Raw genomic sequence first — 14,160 nt, forward strand, 5'->3', positions numbered from 1 at the left:
ATAATATTACAGGACAAACTTGAAGTCCTTGTTAGCTTCGATGAACTTGTCCATATCCTCAAATAGCTTTTTCGGGGTGACACGTGCATAGATTTGCGTGGTCTGAATGTTGTTGTGACCAAGCATTCTGCTGATAGTCTCTATCGGAACACCTTCTTCGAGCGTAACGAGCGATGCGAAACTGTGCCGTCCAACATGATAGACCAAATCCATACTTATGCCAGATAGTACTCGGAGACTTTTCATGTTACCTCTCAGCACTCGAAATTCCTGTGGCGGTAAAAGAGTAGGTCTTGTCGGGTCTTTGTATTTCTCCAACATGGCAAGCGCCTCTGGCAGTAACTTCACACGTGCAAGCATCTTGTTCTTCTTTCTGTGGTATTTCAGCCAAAGGCTGCCCTCCTCATCACGAAAGAGGTTTTCTTCCGTGATAGAAACAGTATCGGCATAAGCCGTGCCTGTATAGCAGGCGAAAAGAAAAAGGTCACGGGTCAAAGCCAACGATTTTCTTCGCTCTGGTATTTCGAGGTCACGAATTTTCAGGAAGTCCTCACGTGTCAATGCCTTTGGTGGATTCTCTTTCTTTTGAGGTAGCTTGAAGTGCATGAAATGATAACGCTCGGAGTGTCCTGCCTTGAAAGCTATTCGGCAGGTCTTCTTCAAGATGGCGAGATAGTGGCGGACTGTATCAAGTGCAAGACCTCTCTCGTCCAAGCAAAAGTCCATGTACTCACGGATAAACTGCTCGTCAAGCTCACCGAATGCCACATCGTCAGTTCCATAACGCTTCTTGACGAACAATACCAATGTCAGGCGAGTGTACTGGTAGTTTGGCAGCGTGCCTTTCTTGTAGTCGATGCCGATTCTTGACTCAATGTCCGCAATGATGGCGTCAAGCTGCTTCAACAAGGTCATCTGAGTGTCTGCACTGCATTGAAACAGATCCTTTATCGCCTTTGCGTCAAAATCCGTCTTGCGCTCCACAAGTGACTCGTAGGCTGAGTTTATTGCCAGCAACAGCTTGTCAATCTTGGCGTTCACTTCCACAGCCTCCTTGCTCTTGCCGTCAAGTCTGCTCTCACGTGGATTCCATAACTTTGGCGTACATGACAACTTGCAACCGAACTGCGCCATTGTTCGGTTGAGGGTGATGCGTCCCATGATGGGAGCCTTACCGTTCTTGTCCAATCCGCTCTTTTTGAGGTAGAGCAGCACCTTGAATTTTTCAACTTTCATCTGCTTACTTTTTTAGTTTGCAAAAATAATCAATCAGTAAGCATTCTCCGTCATTGAAAGTTGTGCAGAACAGTGCAACAAACACTGGTGACAAACTATTTGTTTTTTACCTCGTTAGCAGTGTTGGTTTCGGTAACTGACCGCTAACGGTTTGGTAACTGAAATAACTCAATATCCTGCTCGGCTTTGCTTTGCAGCCAATTGGCAGAATTATGAAATATTGCTCATTCTCAACCACTTGCAGTTCATTTCTCTCATCTTCACTTTCCGTTGCTTTTGCTTAATTTGTGCATGTCTCCCGGCACTCGTATGCAACAATCCAAATCGCCTTAGGCACAGACATTTACACGGTTTCAAAGATGCTTACCCATAAGAATGTAAGCACAACACAGATATATGCCGACCTCGTGAACGCAAAGAAAAGAGAGACAGCAAATAAGATTTCTCTTAAATAAATCCATTGCATTCATTTCATGGTGCCCGATATTGAAAAAATGTTCAATATCGGGCTTTTTAGTTAAAGGCTCCTAAAAGTTTTACGTGAGTCACGCGTGACTCACGTGTCTGTTTCTGCAGTTTTTCCTATTTTTGCACCACAAATGATTAATAATACGCAATATGAAACAGTTTAAAAAAGAATTTTTGACACAGCATTTATTGGTTTTGTGTGCAATGTCTATCATTGGTGCACTTGTTCGCAACGAAGCTATGCAATATGGTGTAGACACCTTTAGCTGCAACTTGACGTTCGTTATCTCAACCACCGTACTGATGGTTGTTTATCTCCATGCATTAGATAGTATCGTACGATTGCTTGCCCCATGGTTTAAGCATATCTTTTGTAATACAGTAAACAATACAGAAAGAAAGCGTCTGTCTTCTATTGTCATCAATGAAACAAATACATATGATGAGGGAGAAAAGCTAAATCTGGAAGATGTAACTTTCGTCTATGCAGACGAAGCCTCTTCTTGTATTACAAGCTATGAACAGTTGAGACAGGAAGCATTGGAAGACAAAGCCAAAAAGGAAAAGGTCTTGTTAAACTCAGCTATCGATTATACCAGAAGAACTTTTGCTGCCTACATGAAAGAGGAGCATTTGAACCAACTTTGTGACAACATCGCTATTTTCCAATGTTGTGCCTCTACACACATGAGACATCATTCATTGATTGTTGATAAGGCTATTCGTACTATAGACTTAATGCATTATGCTTGGAATATAGGAAACCTTTTCAAGAAGAAAGGCATTGATACAGCAACCTTTATAAAACAAGTTTTTGCTGATGCGCTGGTTGATGTGGAAATATCCACTATTATAAGGAAGTTAAGAATGGAAGGTACCTGCATCATAGAATTACTACCAAGCTTAGATGTTCAAGGCGGAATCAAGACACATTATTGTTACTGATAAGCATTGAGCGGTTTTTCAGAGGTTATATCTCAGTGATATTTATCTCCATTACATAACTCATTTACTTTGTACCCGAATAATAAAAATGAACAGATATGATAAATGAAAGTATCACCTTTGATAAGTTACCACAAGCGGTATCTTATTTAACAGAACAAGTTATCGAGTTGAAGCAAATGGTATCAGCACTTCAACCTATATCATCAGCAAATAACCATATATTGGTTGAGATTGATGAGGCTGCTATTATTATTATGAAGTCGAAGCCAACCATTTATCGATTGGTTAACCAAGGCATTCTGCCATCCTATAAAAAAGGTAAGAAGCTATATTTCTATAAGGATGAGCTGCTTGCATGGATTGAGAATGGTCGAAAAGCTACCAAGGAGCAGAACCATTCTGAAATGCTAAAAGCCATGCAAGGAGGAATGAAGCGCAAACCCAAGTCAATGTATAATTTTTAACTCTATGCCAAATGACAGCTTTAAATAACAATAAGGAAACTTCCATCAATCCAATGATTATCATGGATAAGGCTATTGATATGAGTACTCGCCTATCAGGAAGCCAGTTTCCCGTAAGCATCTTTCCTGCCAAGATTCAGAGAATCATCAAGGAGGTACACGAATGCCACAGTTTTCCTACCGACTATATATCAGCAGCCATACTCACTGCATTGGCTGTTGGTATCGGCAACACGCACTTGGCACAGATGAAACAAGGTTGGCTTGAAAGTCCTATCTTATACATGGCTCTTATCGGAAGACCAGGAGCCAACAAGAGCCACCCACTTAGCTTCGCTATGAAGCCATTCCTCGATTACGACTATGAGCAAAACAAGTTGTTCGAGGAGCAATACAGTAAGTTTGAGGAAAAAATGTGCATGTCTCGCAAGGAACGCATTGAAAATGGAGAGGATGGATTTCCGCAAGAACCTGTACGCAAACGTTTCTTGGTCTCTGATGTCACACCAGAAGGCTTGAGCTATATTCATGCGCAGAACAAGAGGGGTTTGTGCCTATGGACAGACGAGCTATCTGCATGGTTCAAGAACTTCAACCGCTATAACAATGGTTCAGAGGAACAGTTCTGGCTATCAGTCTTTAGCGCCAAGACAACCATATCAGACAGAAGAAGTTCCAAGAGTTCCATTTTCATTAAACGCCCCTATATCTCAGTAATCGGAACCATCCAAAAGAAAATACTTAGTGAGTTGGCGAAAGGCGAACGCTCCAGCAACGGCTTCATCGATCGCATTTTGTTCGTCATGCCTAACCTTCAGCAGAAAGCGAGATGGAGTGACCGAGAGTTGCCCGATAATATAGAGCGAGATTGGCAAGCCATCATTCAACACCTTATTGATATGGAGTGCCCAATAAATGAGCAACAGGAAATCGAGCCTCATGTCTTATCATTCACTGAAGAAGCTAAGGCAAGGCTCTATGAATGGCAGCATCACTTCTCCGAGCAATGTGACAATGAAACAAATGATACCATTGTCAGCATCTATTGCAAGTTGGAGATATACATCATCCGTTTCTGTCTGATTATTCAATTGGCACGATGGACGTGTGGAGAATGTGATAAGGAAGCCATCGACCTGCTGAGTGTAGAGCGAGCCATCCGATTGACAGATTATTTCAAGAACTCTGCCATATCAGTACAAAATATCCTCAACGAGAATATGCTCACCGCTCAACAACAAGCAATCGTCAACCATCTTCCTGCAACATTCACCACGGCCCAGGCTCATGATGTCGCCAAAGAGAACGACATGAAGTCAAGGACATTGGAAAGATTTCTGAATGATAACATCGGAGTCCTATTTCGCAAAGAGAAGCATGGGGAATATTCAAAGATTAACTCGTGACGGTATTGTCGGTTTTGTCGCTTTTGGCGGTTTTAATACCAAAAGCGACAAAACCGACAGAACCGCCACATAAAAAAGAAATGAAATGAGTACACATAGATTCATATTAGAGCCATACAAAGGCATCGCTACCCGACATACATGTCCAGAATGTCATAAGAAACGTAGCTTCGCCCGATATATTGACACTGAAGGGAAGATTGAGTTTCCTCCTTACGTGGGGCGCTGCAACCATGAGCAAAGTTGTGGTTATCACTTCACTCCCAAGGATTTTTTTGAGAAGAATCCTGAGAAGAATGAGACATTCACAAAGGATGATACTATTTCATATAAGAAGAGAGAAATGCCGAAGCCATTACCCACTTCTTATATAGACGAGAACATCATGCGAAGTTCTCAGAAATGTTATGAGGCAAACAACCTTTTCTTGTTTCTATCTTCTCAATTCGGTGAAACAGCTACTCTTTCTTTGATGGAGAAATATCATGTCGGAACTTCCAAACACTGGACTGGTGCCACGGTATTTTGGCAAGTTGACAATCAAGGCAAGGTGAGAACAGGTAAGGTAATGCTCTATAATCCTGAGACAGGTAAGCGAGTAAAAGAACCATACAGCCATGTTTCATGGGTACACTCGCTTATCCCCCACAAGGATTTCAATCTCTGTCAATGCTTCTTTGGTGAGCATCTTATCAATGTAGCCAAGACCAAGCCTATAGCATTGGTTGAAAGTGAGAAGACAGCCTTGATAGCCTCCTACTATCTTCCTCAATTCTTATGGATAGCAAGTGGTGGTAAGAATGGTTGCTTTAACACGAAGTCGTTATCTGTTCTGAAAAACAGAGATGTGGTCTTATTCCCTGATTTGGGAGCGACAACAGTTTGGCAAGATAAGCTGCCAATGATGCAAGCTCTCGGCATCCGTGCAACGCTTTTCGACTTTTTAGAGCATCAAGCCTGTGAAGAAGATAAAGCTAAAGGCTTGGACATTGCTGATTATTTGCTCAAAATCAAGCCTGCAGAAGCAAAACTTCAAGCCCTCATCAAACAGAATCCTGCCATTCGGAAGTTGATAGATGTCTTCAAACTCGAAATTGTTGACGAGCCTCAACCACGTTTCCGCACTCCTAAAAGTCAACGTGGTTTCAGACTCTGAGATGATTTGAAAAATCGAGGTATCTGACGATAGCAAGTTATGTTTTGAGTTACTCAAAACCTTTCGAGTTACTCTCGAAAGCACTTGCCTATCGGTAGATACCTCTCCAAAGTCGAGTATCTGAATCAACCTATCGGTAAGCAGAGAATTGCATATATGATGACTTACTGTCGTATAGATTCATTGATTTACTGTCGTATATATATGCATGTCATATGATAAAACGTTTTACATGGAATGAGTAGAAAAAGCCAATTTTTTCTTTCTACTATATATGTCATCGATTAATGATTCCTATTCTTGCGACAACTCCCAAGGCATACACCTACTATATGAAGATAAAGGCATTTGCTTGCCATCATACTCTTGTACGATTTGTTTGCGAAATAAAAGTCCAGAGTCATGTTCTTCCCACTTTATGCCCGTCACATAAGCCTTACCTTCTATCATTTTGATACCTATTGTATAATAAATCTTGTACCCATTACCATCACCATATGAAAGAATGAAGTCACTGCGTTCTACAAAATCCGTAGTTTTGTCTTTCCATGGTTTAACCAGCATTTCATATGGTAACCACCCTCCAGTAGGCTCTCCATTGCCTATCACATTATCATAAACCTCCTGTTTATTTTTATACTCAACAAGCAAGAGACGATCAGAGCAAATCGGAGGTATAGGAGCATCTTTCCAACTATCAAAATTAGGAGACAAAATTGCCACCCTAAAATCTTTAGCGAGCTTTAAGCTATCAACTACATCATAATTGGTTGAGATAGCAACTCCATGCCATTTATTAAATTCATCAATACATTGAGGACAATCCTTTATCCATAATGTGTCATTACAAAATACCATGGGAAGTTTGCGTTTGCCAATGGCAGAGATTTTCATTTTTCCACCCTGTTTGGTAAGTGTATATGGTCTTTGAATATGTAGGGAATCTGTTTGCAGATGCACTATATAAACATTCTTGTCATATTTCATCTTTTCCACATACAAAGAACCAAATACACTATCATTAAGGGTATCTATATCGCACCCATATATATCAAAATTCATCCTATTAACGTCAGCAACAATATCATCACAGCAGAAGTTTTTGAGGAATGATACAAAATCGTCTTGCAAAGCTTGACAGTAGGCTTTGCCTTTAGAATCATCGACATTAACTCTTTGAGCATAATAGTCATTACAGCCAACATAAAACTTCCTGAAAAATTCCGCTATGCTGTCATTCTCAGAGGTTTCTGTGCATTGGACTTTTTGATTGCAACCACAAAGGTGCAAAATGACCACCAATAATAAAATTATCTTTTTTACCATATTTTCCACCAAATAATGATTATACACAAATAAATTTCGTGCCATTAAAAGGCACATAAAGTCAAAAATAGATATGTTGCATTTCCAATTGATGGTATTCCAAGAGGAAGAGACGCTGAAACACTTCGGCATTGTTCTGTAGAAAGTGACGCATTGAAGTGAAAGCTCGCATTATTCGAATATTCACCTCAATCGCAGTGTCAGAACGTAAAACACTACTAAGCATAGCGACTCCGTTTTCAGTAAATACGTAAGGCATGTATTTCAAATGTTGTCCGCGTCCTTCGTTTAAGGTCGCAATTTGCGACCTTAAACATTCGTCCTTGGTCAATTGAAACATGAAATCTTCAGGAAATCGTTTAATATTACGTTTTACTTGCTCATTAAGACGCTTTGTTTCAACGCCATAAAGTGTGGCAAGGTCACGGTCAAGCATAACTTGTTGTCCTCTAATGATTTTTATTAGAGGCTCTATATTGTCAACACCAACCAACTGGTCACTTTTTGTGGTCAGTTCGCTGCTCTCCTTTTTTTCTATTTTATCTGTCATATTTATATTCATTTTTCCAATATCACAAATTGTGACTTTGAACATTACCATATTTAACAGCATTCAAAGGTAGTGCTTTTAGCCTTTAAGCTACTATTGCACAAACCCTTTCTTTGAAAAGAACGTAAAATCAATAGTATTATTGCGGTGATTGTAGTTTTATTCACATAAAGCTCTAAAGCAGCCAAAGGAGAACAAGAGCAAGGAAGCAGTGGAGACCAACAAGGACATCGAGCAGTTGTTGCTTTCCATCCAAAAGGCTTTCGATGCGCTTGTGGAAAAGAGAACAGACTTACCTATTCCTACCATTCGGGACGACACTCGTTCGCCAGCCTCATTACGCTGGAGGCAGGTGTGCTGATAAGCTTGAAGAATATACGGCAGTTTTGGGAAATAGAGCCAGCTTGAATTCCATAGCTGGGACATATTGCGGTATGTTACCACCTGATGTTGAAACAACACTCACGTTAAATGCTGATGGTACTTATTGATACAGACATTCAAAGAAAAGCAGAACGAGCAGGAAAGGTTAAAAGGTTCTTTCCAAGTACTTGACGGCAACATATTGATGCTTGTGTATCCCTTTGAGTAAAGACAATATTTTACAAGGAGAAGGATGCTATTTTTGTAAATATCATTTATTTTACCTCTTTAACGGATTTTACGGTTCCTCTTGGATTGGTCTTAAACTCAAGGGCATGGCTTTTTGCGTCTGGTATAGAATAATTACATATAATATATGTCGCATCGGGTTGTAGATGAAACTTCTCATTTTCAATAATACTGTTTCCATAAGTAATAACATAAGCGTCATTAATTCTATTTAGATTTATTGATGATAGACCTACATATCCATCTTTTAATGAAATCTGATATGTAAATAACAAAGAATCATTTTCTAATGTTAAACTTCTTAAGGGCTGATTATCAGAGGATGAAATTAATGCACTTTCAACTCTAATAGAAATTATATTATTTCCACAAGAGATACATAGAAAAATCATTAACAAAAGAAATAATTTATATTTTCCCATATTATTTTGCTTTTATGTTATAACTAAAGAACGAAGATTGATAAAGTTTATTGCTTAGGATTACATCATTTTACAAATAAAAACACTATATGCTTGTGTCGGAAAGTTATATATTCATTTTATGATGGGGTTATGTTCACAAGTTTGAGATTTCATGTAAAAAAGTCCAATTTAGAGCGAGTTATAATATTAAACTCACCCTGAAAGGGATATGCATAGTGTGTTGTATGCATTCCCTTCCAGGGTGATTTTTTTATGGTTCATCCAGAAATTCGATGATTTCTGCTACTTGTTGCCGGGTGTAGAAGTGGGAAAACTTGCCGACGTAGCCCGAACAGAGGCTCTGCTTGAGCTCGGGGCACCGGTTGATCCATCTCACCAGCCGGTTGAGCGCTACCCTGGGGGTAGCGGTGGGAAAGTAGAGCATGGCGAGCTCTGCCTTCCCGTAACTTCTGTCTTCTATCATAGCTTGACAACAATGTCCTGATGCTTGTGCGTCCTTCAAGCGGTGAGCATACTTTTTATAAGGTGAAGGATGCCAACAGCATTGTCATGACAGACTCGGTTGGCAACGAGCCAGAGGGTGAGACTGCAAAGTTCTATGTGTTGAAGAAGAAATCGTAAGATACACACTACGTATAAAAATTCGTGGATAAGCAGATTCTTGTCCACGGATTTTTTATTTATAGGCTGTGACAATTTGAATACAGCTATTCTATTTTATCAATTTATATTGAGATGAAATAGGTTTTTCATTTCCCATAAATTCTGGATATATTTGGCGATAATCAGTAATATCGAGTAATATATCTCCTTTTATTAGAAACCGTGGAGTATTGATGTCACTGTTTTTATAGAATCATTTAAATTCTCTATGTTCAGCTTTCCTTTTTCAACAGTACAATCTAAAGAAGGAGTAAACATAAGAGTATCACCTTTTGTTTCCCATATACCAATGGTGATTATATGCATTACTGGTGAATAAATCTCAAATGTTTTACCGATTTTTTTTGTGTAATAAACATTGGACTAGACACGCCATTATCTATACTTTCATATATGCTAAAGAAAGCATTACTTTGGTGCGTTGTTGAGCAACTACAGACGATAATAATCGTTATGATGATAAAAATCACCCTAATATATATTTTTTTCATTATTTATTTGGATTATATTTCGATTTTCTATGTATTTTATGCGAATCAACTTCATGGATAGTTTTCTATCCATGAAGTTGTATTAGTGAATATAGTTCATTTTTACAAAATATATCTTATATACATCAGATTTGTTTATTTGAGAATATTGTGGAGTGGCAGAATTTATATATATAATCGTATCCCCATCGTCAAATTTCCCAAATTGATCTATAATGTCATTATGATAGACAATTTCATTCCATTCATTCATTCCTCCAACCTTCCATGTTCCTACAGTATCAGCCATAAAAGGTACAGAAATATTCAGTGAAAAAGTTTTATCGGCATTAAATGTTAATATTAAGCCTTTATACTTTTCAACTTTCTTTTTGTATATCCCCAAATTCGTGCGATGTATATCTAATTTATATTTCCCTACAATACATCTCTCCCTACCCTTTTTATAATAATAATCAGATATGCACCAATACAGTGCATATCCAACTATTAAAGATATAAATATAATTACAAACCTCTTCATTTTGGATTCTTTATTATCTGTCATATTTATATTCATTTTCAAAATCACAAATTGTGACCTTAAACGTGTTGTTACTTATTATTGCATTCAAAGGTAGTGCTTTGAGCCTTTAAGCCACTATTGCACAACCCTTTTTTTTTGAAAAGAACGTAAAATTAATAGTTTTATTGCTATGATTGTAGTTTTATTAACATAAAGCTCTAAAGCAGCCAAAGGAGAACAAGAGCAAGGAAGCCGTGGAGACCAACAAGGACATCGAGCAGTTGTTGCTTTCCATCCAAAAGGCTTTCGATGTGCTTGTGGAAAAGAGAACGGGCTTACCTGTTCCTACCATTCGTGACGACACTCGTTCGCCAGCCTCATTACGCTGGAGGCAGGTGTGCTGATAAGCTTGAAGAATATACGGCAGTTTTGGGAAATAGAGCCAGCTTGGATTCTATTACTGGAACATATTACGGTGTATTACCGTCTGATGTTGAAACAACACTCACGGTAAATGCTGATGGTACCTATTTGTTGATACAGTCATACAATGAAAAGTAGAACAAACAGGAAAGGTTAAGAGGAACTTTCCAAGTGCTTGACTACAACATCCTGATGCTTGTGCATCCTTCAAGTGGTGAGCATACCTTCTACAAGGTGAAGGATGCCAACCATATTATTCTGATAGATTCGTTTGGCAATGAACCCCAAATAGAGGAAAGAAAGAATTACATTCTGAGGAAGGAAAGATAAAATGCAAATAAACTGTGTTAAACTATAATGTTATAGCCTAACCCAGTTTATATTACACTACCTCAAAAATGGGCTATGTTTTTACGTTTACCCAATTAAATCCTTGATATTTTTTGATTGTTTTGTTAATCTAATCAGAACTGACTTAGCTAAATTATCATCTAATGAATTGTATCTATTGATTAAAAAATCCTTCAATACAGAGAAGCTAATAGTCTCACCACAATCCTCAAATATCAGTTCTTTTTTATTAAAATGGATTATTGAATTTATAAAATTTGATTTTCTTTTTCCTATTATTTTAAATATATGCCCACTTTGGTCAACATATTTTTGATTATTGTAGTATTCTTCAAAGATACTATTATCGCCAGGATAATCCCATAAGTCTCCAATATGGGTTTCTTCCAAATCCTGTGAACTTAAATTACTTAAGGAAATATTAAGTATAGGGAATTGTATTGACATAATTAAAATATTATTATGAGGGTGTGTCATAAGTCTGTGACGCACCCTTTTTTATTTTAGCTTTTACAACTTAATCATCATAATAACTTAATGGTCTGTTAAAAGATGGGAAATTTTTAAAATAGTAAATTTTAATTTTTGTTCCTATTTTATCACTCTCCCCCTCTTTGATTAAAGAATTTCCTGTATAAAATTTTCCATTTAAACTAAATTCATACATATAACAACTTTCAGTCCATCTATGAACCCATGATGATGTGTTTGATGTTATTATCGCTTCAGTTTGTTCACCGCAATGTTCTAAAACAACAGACAAAATAGGAGATGCAAGCGCATAAATAAAAACACATACACAAATTGTAAAATAGACATTTGCAACAGTAATTTTACTGCAAATACCTTTTTTCCTATTTTGGGATCTATTTCTTCTTCTGTTCATTTCGACTATTATTGTTTTTATAATATTCTATAATTTGAATTGCCTTTTTTATTGGACAGTAGTGAATTATGATAAATCGAGTTACTTCATTAAAATTGATTTATTATTGCTGCCATAGCCGATAATCTTGACATCTACTTTTGAATGGATTAAAGTTGGTGAACCTTGTATCTTGTATTGGAAGTAGATTGTATCTATTTTCTCTGTTGTGGCTATTTTAAGAGTTTTAACTTCGTCGAATATATCCAATGTTATCTTTTTGAATTTTTTATTGTCGCAAGCAACCACTTTTTTTTTAACAATATATCCTCGTTGGTCTGTCGTGTATTCAACAGCAACGTATGCCTCCAAATTATTTTTTTGAAACTCAATAGGATATTTACACTTTTTTTCCAATTCGTTTATGAACAACTCTCTATTTCTATAGCCAGGATTACCTGAGCTTACTTGGCGTACACCAAATAGTTGCGGAGATGTTCCCACAAGAGACACATTAGTATTGGAGTTGCATGAACCAAATACTACCAAAACTGTCAATAATATAATACCTACTAATTCCTTCATCTTTATTCTATATGATTTTATCTATGACTCCACTTTAAAAGTGGATTAAATTTGAATTAAACATATGCCTTGGAAAGCCTTTATGCAATCCTCGGCGTTAACTAACTCTGACAACCAGTTGGCGAACGAGTTGTTTATGCAACGTGAAAATGCCTCCTGTAGCCCAAATATAGCCCCAAAGTGGGGCGATTCGCTCTTTGAACTATTTTGTTGCCATCTTGGAGAAACCAAACCACTTTTTGCCTAAGTCCTTAATGGATGCACCTATGTGATATACACAGTTCGCTGCTCTCTTTTTTTTCGATTTTATCTGTCATATTTATATTCATTTTTCCAAAATCACAAATTGTGACTTTGAACATTACCATATTTAACAGCATTCAAAGGTAGTGCTTTTAGCCTTTAAGCTACTATTGCACAACCCCTTTCTTTGAAAAGAACGTAAAATCAATAGTTTTATTGCTATGATTGTACTTTTATTAATCGCTTCACTCGTTGTACGGTATTTACCCCTTAAACAGATGATTTCCCGACAACAGGAGTCGATAACATTACAATAAGCCCACAAAAGGAAGACCAGATATATGATTTGTCTGGAAAAAAGGTAACAAGCATAGAGAACGGACGCATATATATTATTAATGAGAAAAAGGTAATATCTACAACTCATTAAAAAGAAAAATATTAGAAAGGAATTATGGAAAGCGATATTTGCCCATAATTCCTTTTATTTTTATATGCCCCCACCAACTCCAATTGGATATAATCAAAACGGTACGACCGGTTTCCAGAAATCGCTAATTTGATTTAGTTTCAAGTTTCTCTTCCAAACATTAGCTTTAATAAAATGCTCTTCATAAACAGCCCTGTCTCGCTCTGGATAAATGTTCCCTTTCCAATATTGTCTCAATTCGGCAACCTTAATGAGATGTCCATTGGTGCATACATATTTTGCATATTCGTTCTCTGCGGAAGAAACATACACTCTTGAAAGAATACACTTGTATTTGTCGCTGATTTTGGGGTTTGGAATATCTTTGAATTCTTCAATTTTGTCATAATGTTCAGTATTAGGATTCCAAACACATGCATCAAAATGTTTAGTGCCAGAAGCACCAAAGCTACCCAAATAAAACAGCACATCTTCTTTTATACCGTCAAAATTCAAGTCAGTCAACAGACAACTATCAATACGTTCTTCATTTGGTACAAGATCATCATCTTCAGGATATTTGTATCCGAAGCGATGAATGGTCTTGTCGCCACGTTTTATAATCACTCCATAATCAACATCGTCAACCTCATGCTCAATCATAAGGCTTAGAGTGTCGTCATTACTTCTCATAGAAGAATCAGAAGTTGCTTCTTTCTGTGGAACACATTTCGTTTTATTCTTATTGCATCCCCATACTACAAAAAAACTACAAAAAATGAGTAGAATAAAAACTATCTTTTTCATACTTCTTTTTATTTTTATTGCGACAAAGATATAAACCGCTTCCTTCCTGACTGTAATCGGAATGAGATATTATCACGTTCCAATTGCGCACAGGTCGAAAGTGTGGCTATCATTATCGGGGCAAAGAGGGACGGATGTCCCTCTTCGTCCAATAATATAAGCTGTTCATTTTGAATGTAGAGGTTAATGCCACAATGTTGCAATTTATTCAGATATAAATGTAACTT

17 protein-coding genes and 2 pseudogenes are annotated in these 14,160 nt (G+C 37.4%); 8 read left to right on the forward strand and 11 right to left on the reverse strand.

All coding sequences use genetic code 11. The features are described 5' to 3' along the window. Positions 1–6: 6 nt before the first annotated feature. The gene (locus tag ONT18_RS05040; protein WP_218413639.1) at positions 7–1,236 is read right to left on the reverse strand and encodes a site-specific integrase; all 1,230 of its coding nucleotides are present in this window, start codon (positions 1,234–1,236) and stop codon (positions 7–9) included. A 290-nt stretch (positions 1,237–1,526) separates the two neighbouring features. Here ONT18_RS05040 and ONT18_RS05045 point away from each other — a divergent pair. From ONT18_RS05045 to ONT18_RS05065, 5 genes and pseudogenes are all read left to right on the forward strand, one after another. After that, positions 1,527–1,691 (forward strand): annotated as a pseudogene (locus tag ONT18_RS05045) (tyrosine-type recombinase/integrase); the annotation flags it as partial. 163 nt (positions 1,692–1,854) lie between these two features. Then, complete coding sequence (locus ONT18_RS05050) at positions 1,855–2,649, forward strand: hypothetical protein (protein WP_264904254.1); 795 nt, start codon at positions 1,855–1,857, stop codon at positions 2,647–2,649. Positions 2,650–2,747: 98 nt separating this feature from the next. Then, entirely contained in the window at positions 2,748–3,116 is a 369-nt protein-coding gene (locus tag ONT18_RS05055) for a helix-turn-helix domain-containing protein (RefSeq protein ID WP_153139956.1), read from the forward strand. Between the two features lie 11 nt (positions 3,117–3,127). Next, positions 3,128–4,522: a YfjI family protein gene (locus tag ONT18_RS05060; RefSeq protein ID WP_118120312.1), complete on the forward strand. Its 1,395-nt coding sequence runs from the start codon at positions 3,128–3,130 to the stop codon at positions 4,520–4,522. Between the two features lie 85 nt (positions 4,523–4,607). Further along, positions 4,608–5,678 carry a DUF6371 domain-containing protein gene (locus ONT18_RS05065; RefSeq protein ID WP_264904412.1) on the forward strand — a complete coding sequence of 357 codons (1,071 nt, stop codon included), beginning with the start codon at positions 4,608–4,610 and terminating at the stop codon, positions 5,676–5,678. A 294-nt stretch (positions 5,679–5,972) separates the two neighbouring features. Here ONT18_RS05065 and ONT18_RS05070 read toward each other — a convergent pair whose 3' ends face one another. The 4 genes from ONT18_RS05070 to ONT18_RS05085 form a co-directional block, all read right to left on the reverse strand. Then, positions 5,973–7,004, reverse strand: coding sequence for a hypothetical protein (locus ONT18_RS05070; RefSeq protein WP_142990522.1), 1,032 nt, complete (start codon positions 7,002–7,004; stop codon positions 5,973–5,975). 61 nt (positions 7,005–7,065) lie between these two features. Further along, positions 7,066–7,554, reverse strand: coding sequence for an ORF6N domain-containing protein (locus ONT18_RS05075; RefSeq protein WP_233400592.1), 489 nt, complete (start codon positions 7,552–7,554; stop codon positions 7,066–7,068). 638 nt (positions 7,555–8,192) lie between these two features. Further along, positions 8,193–8,588: a hypothetical protein gene (locus ONT18_RS05080; RefSeq protein WP_264904413.1), complete on the reverse strand. Its 396-nt coding sequence runs from the start codon at positions 8,586–8,588 to the stop codon at positions 8,193–8,195. Positions 8,589–8,841: 253 nt separating this feature from the next. Further along, the gene (locus tag ONT18_RS05085; protein WP_264904414.1) at positions 8,842–9,054 is read right to left on the reverse strand and encodes a DUF4248 domain-containing protein; all 213 of its coding nucleotides are present in this window, start codon (positions 9,052–9,054) and stop codon (positions 8,842–8,844) included. A 26-nt stretch (positions 9,055–9,080) separates the two neighbouring features. On the opposite strand from ONT18_RS05085, the gene ONT18_RS05090 reads away from it, so the two are divergent. Next, entirely contained in the window at positions 9,081–9,212 is a 132-nt protein-coding gene (locus ONT18_RS05090; protein ID WP_264904415.1) for a hypothetical protein, read from the forward strand. A gap of 615 nt (positions 9,213–9,827) precedes the next feature. Here the strand turns inward: ONT18_RS05090 and ONT18_RS05095 are convergent. Next, positions 9,828–10,292: a hypothetical protein gene (locus tag ONT18_RS05095; RefSeq protein WP_264904416.1), complete on the reverse strand. Its 465-nt coding sequence runs from the start codon at positions 10,290–10,292 to the stop codon at positions 9,828–9,830. Between the two features lie 212 nt (positions 10,293–10,504). Here ONT18_RS05095 and ONT18_RS05100 point away from each other — a divergent pair, with 212 nt between their 5' ends. Both ONT18_RS05100 and ONT18_RS05105 read left to right on the forward strand, forming a co-directional pair. Further along, positions 10,505–10,654, forward strand: a complete 150-nt coding sequence (locus ONT18_RS05100) for a hypothetical protein (protein WP_264904417.1) — start codon at positions 10,505–10,507, stop codon at positions 10,652–10,654. Between the two features lie 190 nt (positions 10,655–10,844). Further along, positions 10,845–11,003 (forward strand): hypothetical protein, encoded by a 159-nt coding sequence (locus ONT18_RS05105; protein WP_233906044.1) that lies wholly within the window; start codon positions 10,845–10,847, stop codon positions 11,001–11,003. Positions 11,004–11,090: 87 nt separating this feature from the next. Here the strand turns inward: ONT18_RS05105 and ONT18_RS05110 are convergent, their stop codons facing one another. The 5 genes and pseudogenes from ONT18_RS05110 to ONT18_RS05130 all read right to left on the reverse strand — a co-directional run. Continuing rightward, positions 11,091–11,471 carry a hypothetical protein gene (locus tag ONT18_RS05110; protein ID WP_117664305.1) on the reverse strand — a complete coding sequence of 127 codons (381 nt, stop codon included), beginning with the start codon at positions 11,469–11,471 and terminating at the stop codon, positions 11,091–11,093. 70 nt (positions 11,472–11,541) lie between these two features. Beyond that, a complete protein-coding gene (locus ONT18_RS05115; protein ID WP_264904418.1) occupies positions 11,542–11,910 on the reverse strand; it encodes a hypothetical protein in 369 nt (122 codons plus the stop codon). A gap of 81 nt (positions 11,911–11,991) precedes the next feature. Next, positions 11,992–12,474 carry an energy transducer TonB gene (locus ONT18_RS05120; RefSeq protein ID WP_194252904.1) on the reverse strand — a complete coding sequence of 161 codons (483 nt, stop codon included), beginning with the start codon at positions 12,472–12,474 and terminating at the stop codon, positions 11,992–11,994. Positions 12,475–13,240: 766 nt separating this feature from the next. Further along, positions 13,241–13,933, reverse strand: coding sequence for an XAC2610-related protein (locus tag ONT18_RS05125; protein WP_264904419.1), 693 nt, complete (start codon positions 13,931–13,933; stop codon positions 13,241–13,243). Positions 13,934–13,962: 29 nt separating this feature from the next. Continuing rightward, a pseudogene (locus tag ONT18_RS05130) lies at positions 13,963–14,136 on the reverse strand (recombinase family protein); the annotation flags it as partial. Positions 14,137–14,160: the final 24 nt, after the last annotated feature.

Origin of the sequence: Segatella copri, assembly GCF_026015295.1 — a bacterium.
In the GTDB taxonomy this organism is placed as follows: Bacteria; Bacteroidota; Bacteroidia; order Bacteroidales; family Bacteroidaceae; genus Prevotella; species Prevotella copri_C.

Bases quoted from the DNA above. Each gene is read 5' to 3' on its own strand.
- ONT18_RS05075 (WP_233400592.1), bottom strand. From the start codon at position 7,554: ATGACAGATAAAATAGAAAAAAAGGAGAGCAGCGAACTGACCACAAAA.
- ONT18_RS05120 (WP_194252904.1), bottom strand. From the start codon at position 12,474: ATGAAGGAATTAGTAGGTATTATATTATTGACAGTTTTGGTAGTATTT.
- ONT18_RS05070 (WP_142990522.1), bottom strand. From the start codon at position 7,004: ATGGTAAAAAAGATAATTTTATTATTGGTGGTCATTTTGCACCTTTGT.
- ONT18_RS05050 (WP_264904254.1), top strand. From the start codon at position 1,855: ATGAAACAGTTTAAAAAAGAATTTTTGACACAGCATTTATTGGTTTTG.
- ONT18_RS05095 (WP_264904416.1), bottom strand. From the start codon at position 10,292: ATGACAGATAATAAAGAATCCAAAATGAAGAGGTTTGTAATTATATTT.
- ONT18_RS05065 (WP_264904412.1), top strand. From the start codon at position 4,608: ATGAGTACACATAGATTCATATTAGAGCCATACAAAGGCATCGCTACC.
- ONT18_RS05040 (WP_218413639.1), bottom strand. From the start codon at position 1,236: ATGAAAGTTGAAAAATTCAAGGTGCTGCTCTACCTCAAAAAGAGCGGA.
- ONT18_RS05115 (WP_264904418.1), bottom strand. From the start codon at position 11,910: ATGAACAGAAGAAGAAATAGATCCCAAAATAGGAAAAAAGGTATTTGC.
- ONT18_RS05085 (WP_264904414.1), bottom strand. From the start codon at position 9,054: ATGATAGAAGACAGAAGTTACGGGAAGGCAGAGCTCGCCATGCTCTAC.
- ONT18_RS05055 (WP_153139956.1), top strand. From the start codon at position 2,748: ATGATAAATGAAAGTATCACCTTTGATAAGTTACCACAAGCGGTATCT.
- ONT18_RS05080 (WP_264904413.1), bottom strand. From the start codon at position 8,588: ATGGGAAAATATAAATTATTTCTTTTGTTAATGATTTTTCTATGTATC.
- ONT18_RS05110 (WP_117664305.1), bottom strand. From the start codon at position 11,471: ATGTCAATACAATTCCCTATACTTAATATTTCCTTAAGTAATTTAAGT.
- ONT18_RS05060 (WP_118120312.1), top strand. From the start codon at position 3,128: ATGACAGCTTTAAATAACAATAAGGAAACTTCCATCAATCCAATGATT.
- ONT18_RS05125 (WP_264904419.1), bottom strand. From the start codon at position 13,933: ATGAAAAAGATAGTTTTTATTCTACTCATTTTTTGTAGTTTTTTTGTA.